Origin of the sequence: Anabaena sp. UHCC 0204, assembly GCF_009711975.1 — a bacterium.
Classification (GTDB): Bacteria; Cyanobacteriota; Cyanobacteriia; order Cyanobacteriales; family Nostocaceae; genus Dolichospermum.
On the sequence record NZ_VIKW01000081.1, the window covers coordinates 82,551 to 105,854 of the forward strand.

The 23,304-nt window shown below is 36.4% G+C and carries 23 protein-coding genes; 12 read left to right on the forward strand and 11 right to left on the reverse strand.

Features of this window, described 5'->3' with window-relative positions; all coding sequences use genetic code 11:
* The first annotated feature begins 326 nt into the window (after positions 1–326).
* The 8 genes from FJR04_RS24995 to FJR04_RS25030 all read left to right on the forward strand — a co-directional run bounded on the left by FJR04_RS24995 (position 327) and on the right by FJR04_RS25030 (position 8,563).
* Positions 327–1,385 carry a PstS family phosphate ABC transporter substrate-binding protein gene (locus tag FJR04_RS24995; RefSeq protein ID WP_168499930.1) on the forward strand — a complete coding sequence of 353 codons (1,059 nt, stop codon included), beginning with the start codon at positions 327–329 and terminating at the stop codon, positions 1,383–1,385.
* A complete protein-coding gene (arsB, locus tag FJR04_RS25000; RefSeq protein WP_168499932.1) occupies positions 1,385–2,545 on the forward strand; it encodes an ACR3 family arsenite efflux transporter in 1,161 nt (386 codons plus the stop codon). Before FJR04_RS24995 ends, arsB begins: the two co-directional genes overlap by 1 nt.
* A gap of 16 nt (positions 2,546–2,561) precedes the next feature.
* Positions 2,562–3,212, forward strand: a complete 651-nt coding sequence (gene arsH, locus FJR04_RS25005) for an arsenical resistance protein ArsH (RefSeq protein WP_168499942.1) — start codon at positions 2,562–2,564, stop codon at positions 3,210–3,212.
* A gap of 137 nt (positions 3,213–3,349) precedes the next feature.
* Positions 3,350–3,751 (forward strand): arsenate reductase, glutathione/glutaredoxin type, encoded by a 402-nt coding sequence (gene arsC / locus FJR04_RS25010; RefSeq protein ID WP_174763587.1) that lies wholly within the window; start codon positions 3,350–3,352, stop codon positions 3,749–3,751.
* A 593-nt stretch (positions 3,752–4,344) separates the two neighbouring features.
* The gene (locus tag FJR04_RS25015) at positions 4,345–5,976 is read left to right on the forward strand and encodes a sensor histidine kinase (RefSeq protein WP_168499944.1); all 1,632 of its coding nucleotides are present in this window, start codon (positions 4,345–4,347) and stop codon (positions 5,974–5,976) included.
* A gap of 376 nt (positions 5,977–6,352) precedes the next feature.
* On the forward strand, positions 6,353–7,141 hold the full coding sequence (locus FJR04_RS25020) for a Nif3-like dinuclear metal center hexameric protein (protein ID WP_168499953.1): 789 nt from the start codon (positions 6,353–6,355) through the stop codon (positions 7,139–7,141).
* A 286-nt stretch (positions 7,142–7,427) separates the two neighbouring features.
* Positions 7,428–7,643, forward strand: a complete 216-nt coding sequence (locus tag FJR04_RS25025; RefSeq protein ID WP_168500019.1) for a hypothetical protein — start codon at positions 7,428–7,430, stop codon at positions 7,641–7,643.
* Positions 7,644–8,251: 608 nt separating this feature from the next.
* Positions 8,252–8,563 carry a DUF6679 family protein gene (locus tag FJR04_RS25030; protein ID WP_168499955.1) on the forward strand — a complete coding sequence of 104 codons (312 nt, stop codon included), beginning with the start codon at positions 8,252–8,254 and terminating at the stop codon, positions 8,561–8,563.
* A gap of 17 nt (positions 8,564–8,580) precedes the next feature.
* On the opposite strand, the gene FJR04_RS25035 is transcribed toward FJR04_RS25030, so the two are convergent.
* The 3 genes from FJR04_RS25035 to FJR04_RS25045 form a co-directional block, all read right to left on the reverse strand.
* Positions 8,581–10,254, reverse strand: a complete 1,674-nt coding sequence (locus FJR04_RS25035) for an MBL fold metallo-hydrolase (protein WP_168499957.1) — start codon at positions 10,252–10,254, stop codon at positions 8,581–8,583.
* 437 nt (positions 10,255–10,691) lie between these two features.
* Positions 10,692–11,204: a sporulation/spore germination protein gene (locus tag FJR04_RS25040; protein WP_254445412.1), complete on the reverse strand. Its 513-nt coding sequence runs from the start codon at positions 11,202–11,204 to the stop codon at positions 10,692–10,694.
* Between the two features lie 135 nt (positions 11,205–11,339).
* Positions 11,340–12,110 (reverse strand): lipase family protein, encoded by a 771-nt coding sequence (locus tag FJR04_RS25045; RefSeq protein WP_168499961.1) that lies wholly within the window; start codon positions 12,108–12,110, stop codon positions 11,340–11,342.
* A 222-nt stretch (positions 12,111–12,332) separates the two neighbouring features.
* Here FJR04_RS25045 and FJR04_RS26540 point away from each other — a divergent pair, with 222 nt between their 5' ends.
* Positions 12,333–12,737 carry a DUF5684 domain-containing protein gene (locus tag FJR04_RS26540; protein ID WP_168499963.1) on the forward strand — a complete coding sequence of 135 codons (405 nt, stop codon included), beginning with the start codon at positions 12,333–12,335 and terminating at the stop codon, positions 12,735–12,737.
* A gap of 84 nt (positions 12,738–12,821) precedes the next feature.
* Here the strand turns inward: FJR04_RS26540 and ureG are convergent, their stop codons facing one another.
* The 5 genes from ureG to FJR04_RS25075 form a co-directional block, all read right to left on the reverse strand.
* A complete protein-coding gene (gene ureG, locus FJR04_RS25055; protein ID WP_168499965.1) occupies positions 12,822–13,418 on the reverse strand; it encodes an urease accessory protein UreG in 597 nt (198 codons plus the stop codon).
* Positions 13,419–13,423: 5 nt separating this feature from the next.
* On the reverse strand, positions 13,424–14,110 hold the full coding sequence (locus FJR04_RS25060; RefSeq protein ID WP_168499967.1) for an urease accessory protein UreF: 687 nt from the start codon (positions 14,108–14,110) through the stop codon (positions 13,424–13,426).
* A complete protein-coding gene (ureE, locus tag FJR04_RS25065) occupies positions 14,088–14,528 on the reverse strand; it encodes an urease accessory protein UreE (RefSeq protein ID WP_168499968.1) in 441 nt (146 codons plus the stop codon). The genes FJR04_RS25060 and ureE overlap by 23 nt, the downstream gene beginning before the upstream one ends.
* A 159-nt stretch (positions 14,529–14,687) precedes the next feature.
* Positions 14,688–15,089, reverse strand: a complete 402-nt coding sequence (locus tag FJR04_RS25070; protein ID WP_168499970.1) for a DUF2267 domain-containing protein — start codon at positions 15,087–15,089, stop codon at positions 14,688–14,690.
* A 366-nt stretch (positions 15,090–15,455) separates the two neighbouring features.
* A complete protein-coding gene (locus FJR04_RS25075) occupies positions 15,456–17,741 on the reverse strand; it encodes a serine/threonine-protein kinase (RefSeq protein ID WP_168499972.1) in 2,286 nt (761 codons plus the stop codon).
* Positions 17,742–18,480: 739 nt separating this feature from the next.
* Here FJR04_RS25075 and FJR04_RS25080 point away from each other — a divergent pair.
* From FJR04_RS25080 to FJR04_RS25090, 3 genes are all read left to right on the forward strand, one after another.
* The gene (locus FJR04_RS25080; protein WP_104387051.1) at positions 18,481–19,002 is read left to right on the forward strand and encodes an NYN domain-containing protein; all 522 of its coding nucleotides are present in this window, start codon (positions 18,481–18,483) and stop codon (positions 19,000–19,002) included.
* A gap of 203 nt (positions 19,003–19,205) precedes the next feature.
* A complete protein-coding gene (locus tag FJR04_RS25085) occupies positions 19,206–20,798 on the forward strand; it encodes a 2-isopropylmalate synthase (RefSeq protein ID WP_168499974.1) in 1,593 nt (530 codons plus the stop codon).
* A 192-nt stretch (positions 20,799–20,990) separates the two neighbouring features.
* Complete coding sequence (locus FJR04_RS25090; protein WP_168499976.1) at positions 20,991–21,653, forward strand: ester cyclase; 663 nt, start codon at positions 20,991–20,993, stop codon at positions 21,651–21,653.
* A 53-nt stretch (positions 21,654–21,706) separates the two neighbouring features.
* Here the strand turns inward: FJR04_RS25090 and FJR04_RS25095 are convergent, their stop codons facing one another.
* The 3 genes from FJR04_RS25095 to FJR04_RS25105 all read right to left on the reverse strand — a co-directional run bounded on the left by FJR04_RS25095 (position 21,707) and on the right by FJR04_RS25105 (position 23,047).
* Positions 21,707–22,129: a DUF29 family protein gene (locus FJR04_RS25095; RefSeq protein WP_168499978.1), complete on the reverse strand. Its 423-nt coding sequence runs from the start codon at positions 22,127–22,129 to the stop codon at positions 21,707–21,709.
* 151 nt (positions 22,130–22,280) lie between these two features.
* Complete coding sequence (locus FJR04_RS25100; RefSeq protein ID WP_168499980.1) at positions 22,281–22,673, reverse strand: hypothetical protein; 393 nt, start codon at positions 22,671–22,673, stop codon at positions 22,281–22,283.
* Positions 22,674–22,729: 56 nt separating this feature from the next.
* Positions 22,730–23,047, reverse strand: a complete 318-nt coding sequence (locus FJR04_RS25105; protein ID WP_168499982.1) for a ribbon-helix-helix domain-containing protein — start codon at positions 23,045–23,047, stop codon at positions 22,730–22,732.
* Positions 23,048–23,304: the final 257 nt, after the last annotated feature.

Below are 23,304 nucleotides of genomic sequence, written 5' to 3' on the forward strand. Positions count from 1 at the left end.
ACAAGGAGAACGATAGCCCTAGTCCTCCCACTAATATTGGTCGCTGTAACTTCACAATTGTGATTCTCCACGCGAGGAAAAAGCTTTTACTTTACTTTAGTTCAAAACCTGCTACTCCGTTTGAGGTTGGTGAACAAACGTTTTCTGATGTTGGAGACTAGCAAACGGCTAAAAACATTCTTACTGCCATGTATAAACAACACATCAATTTTTCTTGATTAATTTTTTTATCTCATGGTAGAGTAAGCATTAACATATCAATTTTTTTTGAAATGACAGGTAGATAGGATAAATAGTCTGCTCACTAAATATACAGGTGAAATTCAGTGAAGAAAACAGCAAACAAATTAGTCTTAACCCTGGGAATGTTAGTATTAACAACCAGTTGTACAGCTACATCTAATTCTGGTGATAATGTTCAGCAGCCCAATAAAGCCACAAAAGTTACTAACTCTACCACTGAAACACTCATAAAAGTAGATGGTTCTAGTACCGTATATCCCATTACCCAAGCTGTAGTCAAAGCATATCTTGCCAACCCCGAAAATAAAAGTCAAGTAAAAGTAAGTATTTCCGGGACTGGGGGAGGATTTGAAAAATTTTGTATCGGGGAAATTGACATTAATAACGCCTCTAGACCAATTTCCGAGTCTGAAATGGCAGCTTGTAAAAAAAATGGCATCAGCTATATGGAATTACCCATAGCCTTTGATGCCCTAACTATCGCTGTTAACCCGCAAAACAACTGGGCAAAAGACATCACAGTAGCCGAATTAAAGAAAATCTGGGAACCTGCGGCTGAGGGAAAAATTACAAAATGGAATCAAGTTCGCGCTTCTTGGCCAAACCGTCCTATCAAATTATATGGCGCTGGTGATAAGTCTGGGACATTTGACTATTTTACCGAAGCAATAGTTGGTACAGCCAAAGCCAGCCGCAAAGATTACATAGGTAGCGAAGATGATGAAGTCTTAGTTGCAGGTATTAATAAAGATCCTGATGCTTTGGGTTACTTTGGTTATGCTTACTACGAAGCCAATAAAGATAAATTAAAAGTCGTAGCAGTTAATAACGGGAAAGGTGCTGTTGTACCATCACCAGAAACAGTAGAAAATGCCAAATATCAACCACTTTCTCGACCTCTATTTATATATGTCAATCTGTGGTCTAGTCAAAACAAAACTGTAGTTTACAATTTTGCAGATTTCTACATTAAAAATGCTACAAAAACTGCCAGTTCTGTCGGCTATGTGCCTTTATCAGAGGAAGCTTACAAACTTGATTATGTTCATTTATACCAAGGAAAAGTAGGAACAGTGTTTGCTGGTAAATCGGAGTTTGATCTCACACTTACAGAATTGTTACGCAAACAAAAGGCATTTTAATGAATATCAATAATTCAGAAAATCAAGTCCGAGTCAAAGCTGGAAGTAACTTAAGTTTTTTTGAAAAATATCTCACCGTTTGGGTATTTTTGTGCATCTTAGTAGGAATTGGACTAGGGAGATTATTTCCAGGTATTGCTGTAGCTCTAGACGCTATTAGCATTTATCAAGTATCAATTCCCATTGCTATATGTCTATTTTTTATGATGTATCCCATCATGGTAAAAATAGATTTTACCCAAGCTACTCACGCTCTGCGGACACCCAAACCTGTAATTTTGACTTTGGTGATGAATTGGTTAATTAAACCATTTACAATGGTAGTCTTTGCCCAATTCTTTTTAGGTTGGTTATTTAAACCATTAATTATAGGTTCAGAATTAATTCGTGGCAACGAAGTTAGTTTAGTAAATTCTTACATTGCGGGAGCAATCTTATTAGGAATTGCCCCTTGTACAGCCATGGTTTTAATGTGGGGATATCTGGCTTATGGTAATCAAGGACATACTTTGGTAATGGTAGCAGTTAATTCTCTAGCAATGCTATTTTTATATGCACCTTTAGGAAGATGGTTATTAGCAGCAAATGATTTAACAGTTCCCTGGCAAACAATAGTTTTATCTGTGCTGATTTATGTTGGTTTGCCATTAATAGCAGGAATGTATAGTCGGTATTGGATTTTCAAATATAAAGGTAGAGAATGGTTTGAAAGAGAATTTCTGAAATATCTTTCTCCCATTGCTACTGCTGCTTTACTGATTACTTTAGTTTTGCTGTTTGCCTTTAAGGGAGAACTAATTGTCAAAAATCCTTTACACATTTTATTGATTTCTGTTCCCTTATTTATCCAAACAAATTTCATTTTCTTCATTAGTTATGTAGCAGCATTAAAGCTGAATATATCCTATGAAGATTCAGCCCCAGCAGCTTTAATTGGTGCTAGTAATCATTTTGAAGTGGCGATCGCTACAGCGGTAATGTTATTTGGGTTAAATTCTGGTGCAGCACTAGCAACAGTGGTAGGGGTTTTAATTGAAGTACCAGTTATGTTAATGTTGGTTGAATTTTGTAAACGCACAGCAGCATGGTTTCCGAGAGAACCAGAAAAAGCAACTTTGCGAGATCCTCGTTGTATTCCTGCCTTTAGTGCTGATGATTAGTTAAGAAATAATTGCCATGACAGATTTCAATCATCCCCCCAGAATATTATTTTTATATGGTTCTTTGCGCGAACGTTCTTACAGTCGTTTATTAGCAGAAGAAGCAGCCAGAATCATGCAAAACTTTGGTGCAGAAGTCCGGTTTTTTGACCCTCGTGAATTACCAATTTATGGTAGTGTTAGTGATACTCATCCTAAAGTTCAAGAATTGCGAGAATTGAGTACATGGTCTGAAGGTCAAGTTTGGTCTTCTCCAGAAATGCACGGTAACATTACCGGAATTTTAAAAAATCAAATTGATTGGATTCCTTTGAGTATTGGTGCAGTTAGACCAACCCAAGGAAGGACTTTAGCAGTAATGCAAGTAAGTGGAGGTTCTCAATCTTTCAACGCCGTTAATACAATGCGAATTTTAGGGCGTTGGATGCGAATGTTCACCATTCCTAATCAATCTTCAGTAGCAAAAGCTTATCAAGAATTTCATGAAGATGGAACAATGAAAGATTCTGCTTATCGTGACCGAGTAATTGATGTCATGGAAGAACTATATAAATTTACGTTGCTATTACGTAATCAAGTGGATTATCTCACAGACCGCCATAGTGAACGCAAAGAAAAAGCAGCCCAGGAAAATATTCAAGCCGCAAATAAGGCTTTAAAAGTATGACTTGCAGAATATGTGACTGAAAACCTTATTTTCTGGTAGGGGTAATTCATGAATTACCCCTACTTTGGTTCAATTTTGCGTTCTGATAAGTTTCATAAAACTATTCTTTTGTCAACCAATTTACAACTACAAAAATCATGAAAAGAGTAATGTTTGTTTGCAAAAAAAATTCTCGCCGTTCCCAAATGGCGGAAGGTTTTGCGAAAACTTTAGGAGAAGGTAAAATTGCTGTTGTTAGTTCTGGTTTAGCATCAAGTCATGTAGATCCTATTACTGTCGAAGTTATGGCAGAAATAGGCATTGATATTAGTAATCAAAGTTCTAAATGTTTAAGTGATTTTCATCCTGAAGATTTTGATGCAGTAATTTCTCTGTGTGGTTGTGGAGTCAATTTACCAGAAGTATGGGTATTAAGAGAAGTCTTCGCAGATTGGCAACTTGATGATCCTGAAGGTCACGATATTGATACTTTTCGACGTGTGCGAGATGAAGTTAAGGAAAGAGTGGTTAAATTAATAGAAGATTTAACTCTTGAATAATTACTAATTGGTGATTGGTATTTGGTAAAACTCTTACCTGTCACCTATCCCCTATCTCTTGTTATAGACATTTGATATCATGGCAACTTATATTTATTATATAAACTAATAAATTGTAGTAAAAACCGAAATTATTGACATAGGAAAATAGAGCTATAAATCAAAAATATTAGCTTATTTTCTCAGAGACGTAGCTGATATTTCATAGGATATTTCTCCTAAGCTATCTTTTTTCTGGGATTTAATTTGAGTAACTTTATAGCATTTCAATCTCACAACAGATTCCTCCACTATTTCTGTTGTGATTCTCTCATGTCTTGTTTTTAATTATGAAATTTTCTCTTTCTTTTGTCTTCGTTACAAAGCTCCATGTTCTCACGCCACCCTCCTTTTAATGCTATTTATTATCATTAAGTCTCCCAACCCTTGATTTGCCTTTAGTTACTTTGTGCTATTTAAGGGGCTTGTTTTGATCTGTGACAGTTGGGGCGTGCAATATGGAGTTAATGGTCATGTAGTATTCAGAAAAAGGCATTGTATAATTTAAGTACCAATTCAATAAGTTGCAAATATAATATATATCAAGGTAGAAAATGTATTTATTTAATAAGCTGAAGTTTAGTGCTTCTCAATTAGTAAGTGTGACAGTATTACTAACATTACTATTATTCATACCACAAGTTTGGCTAAACTGGCAAGCATTTTATAACTTCAATAATATTACTAAACAAGAATTTAACCTACAAAGACTAAGCGATGAAATTACTTATTTAGATGAATTATTAACCATGTCAGCTCGTATGAATGCAGCTACAGGTGATATGATGTGGGAAAACCGATATCGTCAATTTGAACCTAAACTTGATGCTACCATTAAAGAAGCTATTAAACTCGCTCCTGAAACATATAAGGATCAGAATGCCCAAAAAGTTGATATTGCTAATCAGCAGTTGGTGGCAATGGAATATCAATCTTTTGATTTAGTTAATAAAAATCAAAAACAGGCTGCACAGCAATTATTATCCAGCAGTAAATACAAAACTCAGAAACAGATTTATGCCGATGGTGTTGCTAAAAGAAACCAGAATATCTCACTGGGGTTAGAAATAAAAGTTGCTCAGTATCGCCAAAAAATGATTTGGGGTATTTTAGGCTCTATTATCAGTTTAACAATACTTATCCCAATATGGCTTTTAGTATTACGTTTATTACAGGAATTTTTAAAAGCTAAAAAAAATGCTCAGGCTGCCTTAGAAGAAACTAATTATATGTTAGAAATGCAAGTCACAGCCAGAACAGAAAAATTAAAACAAAAAAATATTGAATTACAACACACACTACAAAAACTACAACATACTCAAGTACAACTGATTCACACTGAAAAAATGTCTTCCCTTGGTCAATTAGTTGCTGGTGTTGCTCATGAGATTAATAATCCGGTTAATTTTATTTATGGTAACTTGATACACGTTAAGGAATATACTCAAAACTTATTAACTTTGGTTAAGCGATACCATCAAGAATATTCTTATGACAATCCAGAAATAAATATTTTGATTGAGGAAATGGATTTAGATTTTATAATTGATGATCTTGGCAAAATATTATCCTCAATGACAGTTGGCACTGAACGTATCCGTGAAATAGTCTTAAGTTTACGCAATTTTTCGCGTCTTGATGAAGCCGAAATGAAACCAGTTAACATTCATGAAGGAATTGATAGTACACTATTAATTTTGCAATATCTTCTTAAAGGTCAGAAGAAACAGCCGGAAATTAAAATTATTAAAAATTATGAAAATTTGCCTGTCATTGAATGTTATGCAGGAGGATTAAACCAAGTATTTATGAATTTACTCATTAACTCTATTGATGCTTTACGCCAACAAGAAATGGATGCTTATAGAAATGGCAAAGAACACTCAAGTTCAATTATTATCCATACTCAAGTAAAAGATGAAGACAACGTAATTATTAGTATTAAAGATAATGGTATAGGAATTAAAGGAATATTTAGCAATAGATTGTTTGAACCATTTTTTACTACTAAACCTGTAGGCCAAGGTACTGGATTAGGCTTATCTATTAGTTACCAAATTATAGTAGATAAGCATAAGGGCAAGATAGAGTATGTTTCTGAACCTGGAAAGGGAACAGAATTTTTGATTGAGATTCCCATTAAACAGATTAAGCCAGCAGATAATATCTCACATTCCGCAACCTAAACTCTCACAAAGGGAAATTACAGAGAGAAAAAATCCAAGTGAGCATAAAACAACTATATTAAGTAAAATAAATTTCTATTTGTTGGGGATTTAATTTCACAACAAATTTCTCCACTACTTCTATTTTTATTCTCTCATTTCTTGTTTTGTTAACAGTAATTTTTTTTAACTATGAAATTTTCTCTTTCTTTTGTCTTCTTTACCAAACTTGAGTTGCTGACACTTTGTGCCTTTTAATGCTATATATTTTGATTAAGCCTCTTGCTTTTTGCATCTAACTTAGTTCTTGTGTACTATGTCATCAGCTTTTTGTTGATGTGTGACAGTTAGGGTACAGAAAGTGGGTTACATAACCTTGTTTTGAGAATATTAATTAATGAAAGTTGCTGATTTAATTACCTGGTTTGAAGAATGGGCAAATCCTGCTTGGTGCGAAAGCTGGGATAATTGCGGTTGGCAAGTTGAACCCGGTGTTTTGTACACAGAAGCGCGGGTATTGGTATGTTTAACTCCGACTTTAGCCGTTATGCAGGAAGCGATCGCTCTCCATGCTAATCTAATTTTTGCCCATCACCCCCTCATTTTCAACCCCCCCAAATCTTTCCGCACTGGTGAAGCTTTGACGGAAATGGTGCGCTTATCTTTTGCTCATAATATCGGTATTTACAGCGCCCATACTAACTTTGATCAAGTAGAAGATGGAACGGCTGACGTTTTAGCGCAAATTCTCGAACTTGAAGAGGTATCACCCATTATTCCTACCCAAGCAGGTTTAGGTTATGGGCGTGTAGGCATACTCAAAGATAGTTTAAAATTACAAGATTTACTTAATAATATTCAAACGCAATTAAATCCGCCTCAGTTGATTTTTTCCCCCATGGCTGATTTACAGCAGCAAATTTCCAGAGTAGCTGTTTTAGGCGGTTCGGGTGCAGGTTTTATTTCAGCAGTAGTCAAAACTAATGCCCAAGCTTATCTAACTTCTGACTGTAAATTTCATCAATTCCAAGAAAGTCGTGATCGTGGTCTTGTATTAATTGATGCTGGTCATTATGCCACAGAACGTCCAGCGTGCGATCGCTTAGTCCAGAAATTTCAAGTCCTAAACTTAGAGTGGGTGCAGTTGAGTCAGCAAGATGAAGATTTTCGCCAGTTTTTACACTAACGTATCTCCGTCAAGCTTTTACGTAGTTGATAATACTGAAGACCTGGACTAACTTCATCAAGAAAATATAAATTTTTGGGCTATATTTTTGCAAATTTGTATTTTATTTCCAGCAAATAACCGTAAATATCCTGAAGCCAACCAATATTAATCCTATTAGCAGTGATATTGATCACTATATTTAAGTAATGAGAATCACTAGGAACGGCTGGTTTGCATCAATGTATTTCTGGAGTAATTGTTCCACAATAAGAATATCAAATTGCTTCATTAGCCCCTAGTTATGATGATTCGCTCACTAGTTAAATCTGCTTTCCAAACTGGGTGTCTTAGTGTTGAATCCGAGGGTCTAATCCACCAAGTGCTAAAAACCAGGTGTTATCAGCCAAACGATTTGGTAGCTCTTGCAGCCCTTGACGATGAAATCCGTAGTGGTAACATTAAACGCGAAGCATCCGCTCGTCGCCCATTAGAATTTCCCACCCTTTGTAATTCTCGATAAATTTTCTTGATTGCACTCATCCAACCCCGTTAGTTTCAGTTTTCACTTACTTGTACACTCTATAGTGTGAATGATTAAATGTATCCAAATAACCTGACACTGTCTCACAACCTATGTAGAGATATTCCACCAGAACACCTCTACATATAAATTTACATCTTGCGCCATTAACGCCTCGAATATTCAAATTTTTATTCAGAAGATAGGCTGAAGACCCAAATAGCAAAGCGTGGTATGCACTGTTAACACAAGAGTTGCTCATTTTTAAACTCTCGTTGTGTAGCCTACTGCTTGCGGATGATAGTCATGTAGATAGTATCAAATCAGTATCCGTGTTTTGGCGAAATATTCCCACCAGCAGCGCGAGGTAAAAGAAAAATATCTGTATATGTAAACAGTTTGGATAGCCGTTCAACTAATGCGGTAAACTAAAGCTTAAGACCCAAAATTTGACCTAACACTAATGACTAAAAATAAATGGTAAAATTGAGTCACTAAACTTACTGGGTTGTAACCGCGGAATTCACCTCATTAGAGGCTAGTGTTCTTGGCACAAAACCCAAATCTGACAGGTTTAACTACGTTGTATAAAAAGGCAGAAGCACTACATGCTACACCGCAAGATTTATCAACTGTGTTGCGACGGGCGGGAGGTATGTGTTTTTTTGCGGGATCAGCAACGCTGGATAGAGCGGGCCCGCATCATTGATATCGAGGGTGATTTAGTGACTTTACGCTATGAAACCGACGAAGAAGATGAAGTTTGTTCTTGGGAGGAGATGGTTCGTCTCGAAAGCATCGGATCTGTCACTCAAAAATTAGCTTCAGTACAACGCGGTAATGTAGAACCGCTGACAACTGATGACTGTCCAGAAGCAGAACGTATTCATAACCCTTATACTGACCTGAATCCAGAATAAACGCTCCTAAATTAAATTCAAGTTAAGCGTTCAAAAGCAGGACAGTATCCGTCAAGGGTAACTTTGAAATTATACAAGGGGGCAACGGGGTTCAAACACCGTTGCCCTCTTTGGTATCGGCAATTACCACAGCATTCAACATCACTAGAAGTAGGGCGGGGGCTATTTTGGTTTAATAGTTCCCGTGGGGATAAACCCCGTAATACTAAGTCTTCACCCTGCCAGCGGGCTGCTATTAAACCTGTATCAGCAAACTGTCGCCAGCGAGGATCTGCTGTCACTGCATCCGGAAGAGTAATAGTAATAACAGTTCCCAACTCCGTCAACTCACCCTCATAATTAGTTTCAGGGGCAGCCGGTTGTAAAAATGTTTCCCCAATCGGTAATTCTACTAGAGTCCCTGCGGCGGGGGAATGGACATGATAGCGGTTTTGTAATTCTTCTAAACAAGTTAAATCAGCTAGGTAACTAGGAGAACCATGTACAAAAATCACGTGCTGGGGGCGTAAATTATGAATTAGCTGGGTTGTTCCTGGACCATCACTATGTTGTGCTAAAAGATAATTTTCAACTTCTGTTGGTGCTAAATAATTGTGACTAAAGTTGATATCAATTTTTTCGGGTAGAAGAATCAGCCAATTACCTGTATTTGGTTGACAATATTTACTTAAATCGGCGCTGGAATCCGTGAGGACAATACAAGGAGATCTGCCTAAAGTCGCCATATCTTCCGGTTTTAATCGGCGGACACGAGGTTTGATTCTTTCATCCCAAAATAAAGGTTGATGACGGGCAAAATTTTGAACAGAGGCGGGAAGATGAGATAAAAGTTCTAAATAGGCATCGCAACCAGTCGCCACAGCACCATCAACCCAAATATCTATATCTCTACCTGTAAAATGGTGATGGGAACGTAACAACATCAGCAGTTCTTGACCTAAACCTAAAGCTGGTGTTGGTAAAATTACTGAATGGGTTTCATCTGTTCCACTAGGACTGATAGCACGATGAATCCTTTCTGCTAATTGATTTTCTTGGTTACGACGATGAGGATGGCGGGATGTACCATAACTACCTTCAATTAAGAGTACGTCTAAATTTAAACCTCGTAATTCATCCAGTCGCAACCCTTCTACAAAACGGGAATTAGATAGGAAAAAATCACCAGTGTAAAGTAACTTATAATCGCGGTTTGGGGTGTGGTAAGTGAGAAGAATAGCCACCGCACCAGGTAAATGACCTGCGGGAAATAATTCTACGATTAAATTTTCTGTTATTTCTACAGGCGATCGCAATGGTAAAGCCTGACAAAATGAAGGAATTCCTGGTAGTTCTTGTTCTGGCCAATTTAGAGGTAATAACTTTGTTGTCACCTCACTAGCATAAATAGGTAACAACGGAAAAGCTTGATGCAGGGTTAATAAACCCCTAGCATGATCTGCATGAGCATGACTAACTAAAACTAAATCTGCTGGCATAGGTGAATTACCACGTTGTGCCGATTTAGTCAAGTCCTTAGTTATGGATGAAATATTTGTCAACCCAAAATCTAATAAGATCCGGTGTGGACCCATTTTCACCAGTAGACACACCCCTTCATCTTGATGCTGCACACTATAGGGCAGACATTCTAACTCATGAGCTACTTCTGGAGCATCAAAACCAGAATCAATTGAGACATTATCCCTCATCTACTCCTCCCCTCAAACTATTGGCTGAGGAAGTTGGCCTTGGGCTTTGTTTCCTTAGCAAAGTTATGAAAGTTGGAAACCGAACCGGAAACTCCTCTTAATGTGCAGAACCATTCCCATGATAGTTGTCGGAATCATAAAAGCCATTTTTCGTACCAAAAAACAAGCACGAAACCGTAAATATAACAGTTAAACCCACTAAAATCAGCTTAACATCCATTGATTTTTTACCCTTGACTTAAGACCTTATTATCTTAATAGAGTCTTTTTACCTTTGGGCAGAATCACTAGAAAATCTTTACTATGCCTAGATTATCTGTAAATATAGCACTTTTATGGTAAGAGTCAGCGTATATCTGCCAGAGGATCTTTAATGATGCCTGTTAACTCTGCTTTTATCAGCATTTCCCTAGAAATTGACTATATTTATCAGTCCTTTACAGAGCAATATCTTCTCCACGCTCAGTAAAACGGACATCTTTGATTTTCCACTCAGAATTACTAATTAAAGTTTTGCGGACACTACCAAACAAAGCAAACTGCTCACAACTAGAAAGAGAAGATACTTGTCGTTTGGAATCTGGAGAAATACGTACATCTACAGTTGCAACACCATTATTGACATTAACACGATAACCAGCAACACTAAAATCGGCTGTATCTTGTTCCTTAAAGATTTTGCCTATAGACTCATTCATTGGTTCTTGGGCAGAAACATCAGCTTTTTTAGGAATTAGCTGTTGACATTGGTCATCACTTATGTATAGTGTGACATTAGTAGTTTTACCAGAAACAGCCTTAGAATTAGAATCAGTCGAATATCCTTCAGCAGCGGGAGTTGGAGACTTTTCTGGTTCTCCTTGAGGACTTGGACTAATTTTACTATTTGGTGTTGTTTCTAAAGTTGTGTTCTCAGCAGTATTATTAGAATCACAACTGCTAATAGTCATGCAGAATACTACTAAAAGAAAAGATAAAACATATCGGTTGTAATTATACATATAGGAATCCTATTTGATTTTTACAAGAAAATTTATACCCATTTATTCCCTTTTCTCCCTGTTCCCTAACTTGCCTTTATTAGTTTAACTTCTGGAAGAGATTGATGCTTCCTTAAGAAAATCAATATATTTGATAATAGCGTGATTATTAAATCTGGACGAAATAAAGTTCCAACTAAATCTTGAACCTATTCGCAATTCCTGATCTACAGGCTCATATCCTTGCCACCATCTTGGTAATTCTGGTATTAAGTCCATACCATAAATAAAGCGATAGGTATTAGGAACTCTTTGATTATAAGACTCTCTAAAACTTTTATTACCGACCTTTGGCGCTCCAAAAAGATAGGCTTCTATAGAAGATAATTGATTAGCAAAATTGTATTGAATATCTACAGCGCACAAAGTTGCTAAAGCTCCACCTAAACTATGTCCAGTGACAGTTACATTAGTAATATTTTGATCTTTGATATATTTGTGAATTTGTTCTCTCACAGAAAAATAAGCATTAACAAAACCACGGTGCATCAATACACCAGAACTATTTTTATTGTTATATGGATAGACTTTTTCATTTTGATCAATAATTTCTGGATGAATGATTGTTTGATCAAATTCTTTTTGTTTTTGTTTGGTATCAAAATTAGTTTTCCAATCAAAATATGAGTTACTACCGCGAAACACAATAGTAATACCTGATGATTTTGTCAAAATAGCGGTTTGGGTATCGGTGCTATCTTTACTAATGAGAATTTGTTGATCATTACAATCACTAAATGTAAGTTTTGAGAAATCTTGATAAATCTCCTGACAAGAAACTGCACATTTGAAGGCTTTGACGTAATCTACTTTCATAAATACCTCACTCTTGGACAAAATACTGTAAGAATGATTTATTTTATCCTGTATTAATCCAATCGCCTAGTCTCGTACCGCAGTGCAGAATTAAAAATCAAATATAATCCCTAGAGTGTATTTTTATGACAATAAAGCAAATTTTTCCTTAAATTCTTGACCTAACAGTGATTTTCAGGATAGTAAGGTAAAAATGAGTTAGGATTGCTATATAAGGATCAAATGCTTCTACTAAACTATAATTGGCACTTAAACTCTTTTCTGGCTCAGTCCTCGTCAAGCTCTGAGAGTGCTGGAGCAAATATCGTTTTTCTAGTTTTCACTCTGTTTGGCTATTTGTTTAGTTCTTATTGCTTCTACAACATCTACGAAAAATTAGGAGAGGAAAACGCCTGGTTTGCATGGGTCCCAATTCTTAATAATTGGATCATGTACAAAGTTGGTGGTCAGTCTCCTTGGTGGGTTGTAGGACTTTTCATCCCATTAGTTAATATCGTAGCTGCGGTTTTCTTACTAATGGCTTTGATCAAAATTGTAGAAAAACTGGGTAAAAATCCCTGGTTGATTTTGTTAATGATTGTTCCGATAGTTAATTTTGTAATTTTATACAATTTCGCTTTCGGTTAATTTTGAGCTATGACAATGGAGAATAGGAATTAAAATGACTAATTTTTAATTCCTATTCTTGTGAAAAAAATAATATCCATATTACTAATCAATAGCCGCATTAACAAACTGAATGACATCTACTAATCCAGTTTGAGTTTTCAGATTTGTAAAGATAAAGGGTTTATCACCGCGCATTTTTTTGGCATCTCGCTCCATCACATTCAAATCAGCACCTACATAGGGAGCAAGATCGGTTTTATTAATAACTAATAAATCAGATTTAGTAATACCTGGACCACCTTTGCGGGGGATTTTATCACCAGCAGCGACATCAATTACATAAATTGTTAAATCTACTAATTCGGGGCTAAAAGTAGCAGCTAAATTATCACCACCACTTTCTAAAAAGACTAAATCTAAATCTGTAAATCTTTCTTCTAATTGTTCAATTGCGACTAAATTCATGGAAGCATCTTCGCGGATAGCAGTATGGGGACAACCTCCTGTTTCTACACCCAAAATGCGATCGCTTGACAAAGCCTGAGAACGTACTAAAAACTGAGCATCCTCTTGAGTATATATATCATTCGTCACCACTGCTAACTGATATTTTTCCCGTAATCCCTTACATAAAGCATCAACTAAAGCAGTTTTCCCTGAACCCACCGGACCTGCAACTCCTACCCGTAAAGCAGTCATAATTTTTAACTCCTAAATAGCCTAGTATACTGGGTTTCGTGCTGCATACTAGCCAAAGACAAACCCCAACTACAACATCCCAAATCATCATCCTCCATGGTCAGAATTTCCCCGACTGTAGAAGTTAATAAAGGCTGTAAACTCAGTAATAATTCTTGTCCCACAGTTTGTCCGAGAGGAATAAGTTTGATTCCAGCCGTAATTAAATTATTAGCCCAACTATGTAAATAAGCTAATAAAGCAGCTTGAATATTTATATCCCAATGAGAGCAAGCTATAGCAAAAGCGATCGCATAATTACCAGGATAACCTACAGCATTAATTAACGGCAGTATTTCCGGTTCTAGCTTACCTAATAATTGCATGAGCGATCGTCCCATTTGCCAACTAGCAGCCCGTAATTCTTCCGTATCTCTCACCGCTGATAACCATAAATTCCATTGCTTTAAAGCCTCCATATCATCCATTTGTACAGCACTAAAAACCCTGACCATTACTGCTGCATCTAGGCGAATTGAGCCATAAATTAATTCAAATTTTAGCCAATCTTTGAGATTTTCAATATTAGTAATAGTACCACTTTCTACTAACATTTCCAAACCCTCCGAATAGCCATAAGCACCAACAGGTAAAGCCGGACTAGCTAATTGTAAAATCGCCAAAAAATTACTATGAGTGAGAGTGATTTCCATAAGCCCCTAACTCTGGTTGAAAAGGTAAAATTTCCTCTTTAACTTCTAAGCCCAACTGTGTCAACATAGCAGCTAAAACCGGATCTGGAGACAAGCGTAAATAAGTCGAAGTAATTTCTACAGGTACATGACGATTTCCCAAATGATAAGCAGCCCTTAATAATAAGGGAATTTCTGCCACTACAGTTAAAACAGGTTCAGGTTTAGCAATAATTCTCAGATAAATACTTTGAGTTTCATCTGTGAGAATATCACCATCATTTAATACTGTACCTCTCGATAAACGCAAAAAAATATCTTTACCATCTGCTAATGTAAATTTATAACGACTACGACTGCGTTCTTCCGCTGTTAGTGAAATACTTGTACTAACTATAGCATCAGTATTAAATAGTTTCCGTTGAGTAAAAGTTAGCATAATTTCCGAAATAAACTTAAGTCCCTGAGCAAAATATAACACCGGGAAGTGCTGTAATTTTGCACCGATAGCAATTTTAAATCATGGGTAAACACAAATATACCCGATTTCCTGAAGAAATCGGGCATCTTAAATTTTTAACTCGCAACTTTTTCCTAACTAAACAGAAATCCTATCTGTAACTGACATCGTAAACAACTCCTCATAATCATGGGAAAAATAGTTATAAAATTTGCGGAATTTATCAGAAGCAACAGCATTTTGTAAAACAGCAAAAACAGCCCGTACATGAATAATAGAAGTAGTAGGTTCTAAACTTTCTTTTTGACTGATTCGCTCAATAAACTCCTGCAAATGAAAAGATTGAATAGCCTCCGTTTCATTTCCACGTAAATACTCTCTTAACTCTTCAGGTATTTGTGCTGATAAATCTGCTATTTCCTCACTAGGAATAATTTGTGTAAGTACCTCTAAAGTCGCACGAGTAGCTACTTCTGCCTCTTCACGAGATTCTGATTGTGCCAGACTTTGGACATGGGTTATAAACTCGCTATATTCCATTTTTTATCTCCAGTATTCAAATCAATATTTTGGATCATAAATACAATAATTATGAGTCAGAGGCGTTTCTAAATAAAAATATTTATGCTTAATAACCTCTAACTTATAACTAAAAATTGGTTTTGCAATGATAAAATGATAAATTTACCTTAGTTTAGGCTTTAATTAGGAAATTAACTTCATGCTAAAGAAGTAGATAGAACTATATCTATAGTTAGAATACACTTGCCGAAATTTATATAGAACATCTGTAACGCATCCTTGGATGAAGGTGAAAGGTAACAGGGAACAGGTGACAGCAGGAAGAGAGAAATAATTACCCATTACCAATTAATAATTGTCAATTGTCAATTGTCAATTACCAAATCAAGCATCTTCTATCCAAGGTGTAGTATCAGCATCAGCGTCAGCATCAATATCATCATCTGCATAGTTTATTTCTGTCCCCATATTTTCATATTCAGATATGGGAATTTTATTTAAAGCTTCTATCACTTCAAATGCAGAATTATATCGTTGTTTATAATCATCCATGACCATTTTTTTGATAACTTCTGCAAAAGGTTCAGTAACAGTGGCATGATTTAACCAGATTACTTCTCCATTACTATCATGTTTTAATTCGTGGGGAGAAATACCTGTTAAGGCTTTAATACCAATCATACCAATGGCGTAAATGTCGCTATTATATTGAGGACGACCAAAACATTGTTCATTAGGTGCATAACCTTTAGTTCCAATCCCAATTGTAAAAGCTGTTGAATCAAAACTTTCTGTGATTTGAGTGCTGACTTCTTTGACAGCACCAAAATCTATTAATACAACTTTTTGATCTGATTCTCGACGAATAATATTATTGGGTTTAATGTCTCTATGAATTACGCCATTTTCATGGACAAATCTGATAACTTGTAAAAGGTCTTTCAATAGTTTAATAACTAAATTTTCTGGGAGATTTTTACCTAATCCTAATTCTTTGCTGAGGGGATGACCAATTATGTATTCTTGAATTAAATAAAATTCTTGGTCTTCTTCAAAATAAGCGAGAAGTTGGGGAATTTGATTATGTGTTCCTAACCTTTCCAGGGTTTTGGCTTCGGAATTAAATAACCGTCGTGCTAGGACTAAATTTTCCTCTTTAGCGGTAGACGGTTTGAGTTGTTTGACAACACATTGTGGGTGATCTGGACGGTGGATATCTTCAGCAATGTAGGTTTCACTAAATCCACCTGCACCAAGGACTTTAATAATTTGATAACGTCCACTGAGTATTTTACCTTTGACTTCTAAATCTCTTTTTTGAATCAGGTCTTGGAGGTCATTTTGTTGGCTGAGAATTTCCTGAATAATGGGGGATGATTGATATTTTTGAAAAATTGTGACTAATTGTTGTTTGTTAATTTTTTCTTTGATAACTTCCGAACTAAAGTAACCAATTCCGTTTAAGGCGATCGCTATTATTGGTATTGTGGTAGGTAACATTATGTGACTATAAATAAAGCTCCCATAACTAATTCCTCCCCAAGTCATAGCCACAGCCAGACTTAATAAAAGTCTCTTAATCCCATTTCTAGTTCTAGTCACTACCAAACCTGTACTACCTACCAATATCAGCACAAATAAACCATTTAATATGGAATTATTAAAGGCTGGGGCAATGGTTTTATTAGTCATTAAACTAGCGATCGCATTACCATGAATTTCGACCCCAGCCATCCTTTGATTTGCGGACATAGCTACGGGGTGAATATCATGAAGTAACTGGGCTGTAGCCCCAATTATCACAATTTTATCTTGAAAAACTTTTCCCTGTTGTAAATAATTATTCCAGTTTTCTGGGTCGAGAACAGACCAAAAAGAAATGGTTTCAAATGTCCCTTGATTTCCCCAAAAATAAATGCGATCGCCCTTTGGTTGTGGATATTTTACTTGTGCAGATGCTAAAATTGCTTCTGCAAAGGAGGGGATTTTGGTATTGATCAGATCATCCACAGACAAAGACTTGCTAAACTCACCACCTAGTCGGTGAATTTTACCATCTACATCTAAGGGGAAATTTACAGTCCCAATGGATACTGACGCAGTAAGAAACATCCTCTGGGGTTGGGTTAATTGTGTAAATGCTCCTTGATGTGTATCAAAATTTTCGTAAAGTGCCGCTAAAGTTACTTTATTGCCATATTTTTGTAATACTGTCTGTAATTGGCGATCGTCATCTTCACCATAAGTGCTAGGCTTGTCAAAAACTAGATCCAATGCTACTGACTTCGCCCCAGCCTTCATCAACTTAGTGATGACTTGAGCATAAGCTTCTCGCTTGTATGGGAAAGATTTCAGTGGTTCTAGGTAGGCATACTGTTGTGGATCTGATTTATAGTACTGTTCAGGAGTGGAGATGGACTGATCATCAATTGCTAAAATTACAATATCTTCGGGCGGTTTTATTGTCCCCCGCAGTTGAAACCAAGTTGTCACCACTTGATTTTCCATCCATTGCACTCCCGTTCCACCAGACACGCTCAGTAAAGCTGCTATCAATGCGGAAGTACCAGTTAGTAAATGAATCAAACTCACCGCTCGCTGGGACTGCTGTCCTGATTTGCCAACAGAAGCTGATTTTTTAGTTAAGCTAGATATAGGTTCTTGTTCCATATTGTGTTACTGATTAATTTAAGTACAACACTTTTATTTATTCAGAACCCTGTTCGACTCCTAAAAACTTCAAATGTAAGACTTAAATGAGCATCTTATCCGTTTGTCAACTATCCGCTAATTTTCATCTAACTTATATCAGTATATTTGCTGTACAAAACCTCTATAGAAATACATCTCCACCTTTATGTAACTGAACCATCCTCTGTGATTACAGGCAAGGGTAGTTGTAATAAAAATTTATATTCGGAGTCATTGACTTATTAAAACTGATGTCATTGAGTATTCGCCAAATTTTAGGCGTTCATTTAGGATATCCTAGATGCGTATCCTCAATAGTCCTCTCTGTCTTCTGAAGTATTGATAATCATCTCAATTCATCACTAAAGTTGATAAAAAAACTATTGATGGATATCAGCCTATCCTCTACCCAAAATCCTATACTATACCTCTTTAGGAGTAAAATTGAATATTAGACCTCTTGCAGAATCCTGTTACTAGGTCAATTTTGTTGGTAGATTTTGCTCAAAGAACATTTTTATTAAGTACCGGAGGTGAAACAATTTAAATAATTAGGATCTCACTTGGATATTTAGTCCAATTTCTGGCTTTAAAAGAGGTAAGATAATAGCTATACATGATTATCTACTTCATAGATATTAGCAAAATTACCATTTAATAATTGCTATAATCTATTATTCCATCTAGCATTCTTATCTATTATTAGGTGTAAATTTTTATGGGTTCTCCAATGAATCGTCTGTCTATTTTTGTAGACGGAAACAATATGTTCTATGCTCAACAAAAAAATGGCTGGTTTTTTGACCCACGGCGCGTTTTAGAATACTTTAAATACGAACAGTCAGAAACAACATTAATTAATGCTTTCTGGTACACTGGATTAAAAGACCCCCAAGACCAACGCGGCTTCCGAGATGCACTCATCAGTTTAGGATATACAGTCCGCACGAAAATCCTTAAAGAGTATTATGACGATGCTTCTGGTCGTTATTCCCAAAAAGCGAATTTAGATATTGAAATTGTCGTTGATATGTTTAATACAGTAGATCAATATGACAGAGTTGTATTATTCAGCGGGGATGGTGACTTTGAAAGAGCTATCGAACTATTACGCTCAAAAAATACGCATATTACAGTAGTATCAACTGAAGGCATGATTGCCAGGGAGCTACGCAATGCTACTGATAGATATATAGACTTGAACGATATTAGAGACAGAATAGAAAAAACTGACGGTTAATAACCTTAGTATTTATTTATAAATCTCAGAGTGAAAGACTAAAGTTCCTAGTTCAAGCTATTTTATCAAGAAAGAATTTAGGAATTAGGAGTTACCGAGCAGAATCAATTCTATCGGACGAGGATAAAACCACATTTGATTGCTCCTAATTCCCATATTTTCTTTTATTTAGCCCCCTCTCAAAACTAAACAAGGTTAAGCTAATGAGTAAACAAGCCGATAGAATTATCATCTTTGACACAACATTGCGCGACGGAGAACAGTGTCCAGGAGCAACTCTCAACATAGACGAAAAGCTGGTTATTGCCAAACAACTAGCACGTTTAGGAGTAGATATTATTGAGGCTGGATTTGCTTTTGCTAGTCCTGGAGATTTTGAAGCAGTTAGCAAAATTGCCCAAACTGTGGGAACAGAAAATGGTCCAGTGATTTGTAGTTTGGCCAGAGCCAGACATGATGATATCAAAGCCGCAGCAGCAGCTATCAAACCAGCAGCAAAAGGCAGAATTCATACTTTTATTGCCACTTCTGATATTCACCTGCAATATAAGTTAAAAAAGACTAGACCAGAAGTAGTGGCGATCGCTGAAGAAATGGTAGCCTATGCTAAAAGTTTCACCGATGATGTAGAATTTTCTCCAGAAGATGCCGGACGTTCTGATCCAGAATTTTTGTATGAAGTATTGGAAAGAGCGATCGCTGCTGGTGCAACAACTGTTAATATTCCTGATACCGTAGGATACACTACCCCCAGCGAATTTGGCGGCATTATTAAAGGCATTACTGAAAATGTCCCCAACATTGACAAAGCCATTATTTCCGTTCACGGCCATAATGATTTAGGTTTAGCAGTTGCTAACTTTTTAGAAGCTGTGAAAAACGGCGCTCGTCAATTAGAATGTACCATTAATGGCATTGGTGAAAGAGCCGGAAATGCAGCTTTAGAAGAGTTAGTCATGGCTCTGCACGTCCGCAGACAATATTTTAATCCCTTCTTGGGACGTTCTGAAAATTCAGAAGCATCACTCACCAATATTGACACCAAACAAATCTATAAAACCTCCCGTTTAGTTTCCAATTTAACGGGAATGTTGGTGCAACCAAATAAAGCCATTGTCGGTGCAAATGCTTTTGCTCATGAGTCTGGAATTCACCAAGATGGGGTATTGAAAAACAAACTCACTTATGAAATAATGGATGCCCAATTGATTGGTTTATCCGACAATCAAATAGTATTGGGTAAACATTCCGGTAGAAATGCTTTTCGGACTCGCTTGAAAGAATTAGGCTTTGAACTATCAGAAACCGAATTGAATAAAGCCTTTGTTAAATTCAAAGACGTAGCTGATAAAAAGAAAGAAATCTCTGATTGGGATTTGGAAGCGATCGTGAACGACGAAATCCAACAAGCACCAGATTTGTTCCGAGTGGAGTTAGTACAGGTTTCCTGTGGTAGCAACGCTAAACCAACCGCTACTGTGACTCTTCGCACACCTGATGGTGAAGAATTAACTGATGCAGCCATTGGTACAGGTCCTGTAGATGCAGTGTACAAAGCTATCAATCGGGTAGTAAATGTACCGAATGAGTTGATCGAGTTTTCTGTACAATCTGTCACCGGCGGAATTGATGCTTTGGGAGAAGTGACAATTCGCCTACGTCATGAATCCCGTTTATTTTCAGGTCATGCAGCCAATACTGACATTATTGTAGCATCGGCGCAAGCTTACGTGAATGCCCTGAATAGATTGTTTTCATCTTTACAGCAAGAAGTAAAGGAAGAAGTCACAGCATAAAAGGTGTAAATAGTTTTTGAACTTTTCAAACCACATTAATGTGGTTTGATTTTTTATGTGTGTTAAGTGGGCTTGCTGATAGCGTGATACTCCTGACTCCTAGCCCTAAGTAAAGATTCTTATCATTTTGATACTCTTATGATTACATAAGCCTTTATGCTAATTAAAGTTGTTTTTAGTACGTAAGCTTAAATGAGTAGCGATAACACTACAGAATTACCTCTTTGGGTGCAAGATAGAGAAAAAGTCCTGACTCATGATCAAGGGGTAGTATGGAGAGAAGGAAATAAACCGGATTATTCCTACACTAATGAATTTCTGCACCAAGAAAGTAAATTCAATCATCCAGAAGGTTCATTAGAAGCGATCGCTCAAAACCTAGTTCGGACATTTGAGATGGAAGCTTCTTATAAACTGAATCCTCAACAGTGGCTTTCTATTGTTGGTGATAAGTTTAGAATGAGCAGCAATGGAGGAGAAAAATATACTGCGGAAGAAGTTGTCAAACAAGGGACTTATAACTTATTTATAGTTGAAAATGAACATTATTGTCCTGCGGCTGAAACCTTTGAATCTTCCTATGAACTATTTCATAATGCTTTTCCCAATGGTTTTTTATGGGAATTAACAGAAGTGCTTTCTGGACCTCCTAATGTCAGCTTTAAATGGCGACATTGGGGGACATTTACAGGTACTTACAAAGAATATGTACCCACAGGAGAAACAATAGAAGTTACAGGTATGAGTATTGCTCGTGTGACTGAAGATTTAAAGATTGAATCTTTAGAGCATTATTTTGATAATAACGCCTTTCTCCAAAAATTAACCGCAGGTGGTTGTCCCTTTCATTCTTAGATAAAATTCAGTTTTCCAGGGTGTGTTAGTAAGTTAACACACCCTGGAATTTGCTAGTGTTGAATTAATTCTAGCGACAGAGATAAAATTTCTTGTTCATTAACCATAGCTGCTAATTCTTCTGTTTCATAACGTCCTTCATAAGCTTCTAACGCCGCTCTTTTTAGTGCTACTTGATATCCTTGTTGAAGAATTTCCATTAATTCTGTTTGATTCAAGTAAACACCACCAGATTTGCGGCGTTTATTAATTTTATTGATTTCCCGTACTGCATTTTCTATGGAAAGTTCCCAAGAACGGGTAGAACGTTTTTCAGCTTTTTGTTTGATTAAATGGATGAGGAGAATTACGCCATAACTATCAATTTTATTGATTTTATCACTGAGGCTCATTTCTTCTAATTCATCCACTAATAGTAATGCTTCATGGATTTTTCCTTGTTGTAAGAGTTGTCTAATTTCCAGTAGTTCTTCCATGTTAAATTTTTCGCTTCATGAAAAACATTTATTTTGGTTTTAGCTAATATTTCTGCTTACTGCTATCTCAATTCTAAACTGAAAACTTTCCCAAAGAAAAACCCCTACATGGGCTAATTTAGTAGGGGTTGTTCACTATTTTTAAATATCTTTAATCATCTTTCTTACCTTTATCCCGTCTTAGCACTCCTAACAGCGTTACTTGTGGTGCGATTACAATCGGAATAATGTCTTTAACAAAACCCCTCACGCTATCGGATTTGTCCAAAGCGATATATGATATTGAAATTAGAGCAACCAAGCTAGATGCAAATATCCCTGTCAGGAAAATAAGTAGTCTGGCTTTGTTGTCTTCATTCTTATGAGCTAACGTAAGTTTGAGGAATGCTTCCTCACTTATTTCTCGTGAAACAGGTTCATCACCTACTGTACTTACTACCACTAACTCATCAGGAAGTAGAGAATTATTTTTATCATCTTGAGTACCAACAGATGTTAGCACTTGGTTAGTAGGTACTTGTTTTGCGATGTTGTTAACAGTCATTTTAAGAACTTTTTCGTAGAGTTTGCTGGGTTACTCTCCCCACCTCTACCCTATCCTTATCTGAAAATCACCTCCCTAATCTTCTCATTGGGTTTTTGAAGCAGAATCTGAGAGCCATTTTTTCTTTCTTTGAGAAAATAGGCTTCAGTCGCTATAGCCTTTCTAAGAGCTTCGCTTTTAGAAACACCTTGCGTTTCCGCTAAGTAGTGCAGTAGCTCGGCAGCTTCATCAGTCATTAAAACTGATATTCGCTTTCCAGATGTAGAGTTGGGAGAGTCTTGCACACTAGGGCTTTGGGTTTCTCCTGAAACGACTGAATCCTGCCCTGTGTCTAATTTTTTGCCTTTTGGCGTATAGTTTGTTGCAATTTTCATGTCCTTACCTTTGTTTTATGTGTGATAAAACTGCCTTATTTATAATGGCAGTTCATGTTCATACTACCCATTATATGCCATTTTTATGTTTTTGTGCTGCACAAAATAATATTTTTTGCATATCAAATTAATATTAAGGTATGTAGTAGATATGTCGATTAGACACATTTATGAGAGATTAATCCAAAAAGAGTATTTTTATTGTAAGTAGAAACTTATTGAATCTAGTACAAATGAAAATATCTATTATTATGCAC

Bases quoted from the DNA above. Each gene is read 5' to 3' on its own strand.
- arsH (WP_168499942.1), top strand. From the start codon at position 2,562: ATGACAGATTTCAATCATCCCCCCAGAATATTATTTTTATATGGTTCT.
- FJR04_RS26540 (WP_168499963.1), top strand. From the start codon at position 12,333: ATGCTTCTACTAAACTATAATTGGCACTTAAACTCTTTTCTGGCTCAG.
- FJR04_RS25075 (WP_168499972.1), bottom strand. From the start codon at position 17,741: ATGGAACAAGAACCTATATCTAGCTTAACTAAAAAATCAGCTTCTGTT.
- FJR04_RS25035 (WP_168499957.1), bottom strand. From the start codon at position 10,254: ATGAGGGATAATGTCTCAATTGATTCTGGTTTTGATGCTCCAGAAGTA.
- FJR04_RS25025 (WP_168500019.1), top strand. From the start codon at position 7,428: ATGATTCGCTCACTAGTTAAATCTGCTTTCCAAACTGGGTGTCTTAGT.
- ureE (WP_168499968.1), bottom strand. From the start codon at position 14,528: ATGCTAACTTTTACTCAACGGAAACTATTTAATACTGATGCTATAGTT.
- arsB (WP_168499932.1), top strand. From the start codon at position 1,385: ATGAATATCAATAATTCAGAAAATCAAGTCCGAGTCAAAGCTGGAAGT.
- FJR04_RS25030 (WP_168499955.1), top strand. From the start codon at position 8,252: ATGCTACACCGCAAGATTTATCAACTGTGTTGCGACGGGCGGGAGGTA.
- FJR04_RS25040 (WP_254445412.1), bottom strand. From the start codon at position 11,204: ATGACTATTAGCAGTTGTGATTCTAATAATACTGCTGAGAACACAACT.
- FJR04_RS25020 (WP_168499953.1), top strand. From the start codon at position 6,353: ATGAAAGTTGCTGATTTAATTACCTGGTTTGAAGAATGGGCAAATCCT.
- FJR04_RS25045 (WP_168499961.1), bottom strand. From the start codon at position 12,110: ATGAAAGTAGATTACGTCAAAGCCTTCAAATGTGCAGTTTCTTGTCAG.
- FJR04_RS25060 (WP_168499967.1), bottom strand. From the start codon at position 14,110: ATGGAAATCACTCTCACTCATAGTAATTTTTTGGCGATTTTACAATTA.
- FJR04_RS25070 (WP_168499970.1), bottom strand. From the start codon at position 15,089: ATGGAATATAGCGAGTTTATAACCCATGTCCAAAGTCTGGCACAATCA.
- FJR04_RS25090 (WP_168499976.1), top strand. From the start codon at position 20,991: ATGAGTAGCGATAACACTACAGAATTACCTCTTTGGGTGCAAGATAGA.
- arsC (WP_174763587.1), top strand. From the start codon at position 3,350: ATGAAAAGAGTAATGTTTGTTTGCAAAAAAAATTCTCGCCGTTCCCAA.
- FJR04_RS25100 (WP_168499980.1), bottom strand. From the start codon at position 22,673: ATGACTGTTAACAACATCGCAAAACAAGTACCTACTAACCAAGTGCTA.
- FJR04_RS25085 (WP_168499974.1), top strand. From the start codon at position 19,206: ATGAGTAAACAAGCCGATAGAATTATCATCTTTGACACAACATTGCGC.
- FJR04_RS25105 (WP_168499982.1), bottom strand. From the start codon at position 23,047: ATGAAAATTGCAACAAACTATACGCCAAAAGGCAAAAAATTAGACACA.
- FJR04_RS25080 (WP_104387051.1), top strand. From the start codon at position 18,481: ATGGGTTCTCCAATGAATCGTCTGTCTATTTTTGTAGACGGAAACAAT.
- FJR04_RS25015 (WP_168499944.1), top strand. From the start codon at position 4,345: ATGTATTTATTTAATAAGCTGAAGTTTAGTGCTTCTCAATTAGTAAGT.
- FJR04_RS25095 (WP_168499978.1), bottom strand. From the start codon at position 22,129: ATGGAAGAACTACTGGAAATTAGACAACTCTTACAACAAGGAAAAATC.
- ureG (WP_168499965.1), bottom strand. From the start codon at position 13,418: ATGACTGCTTTACGGGTAGGAGTTGCAGGTCCGGTGGGTTCAGGGAAA.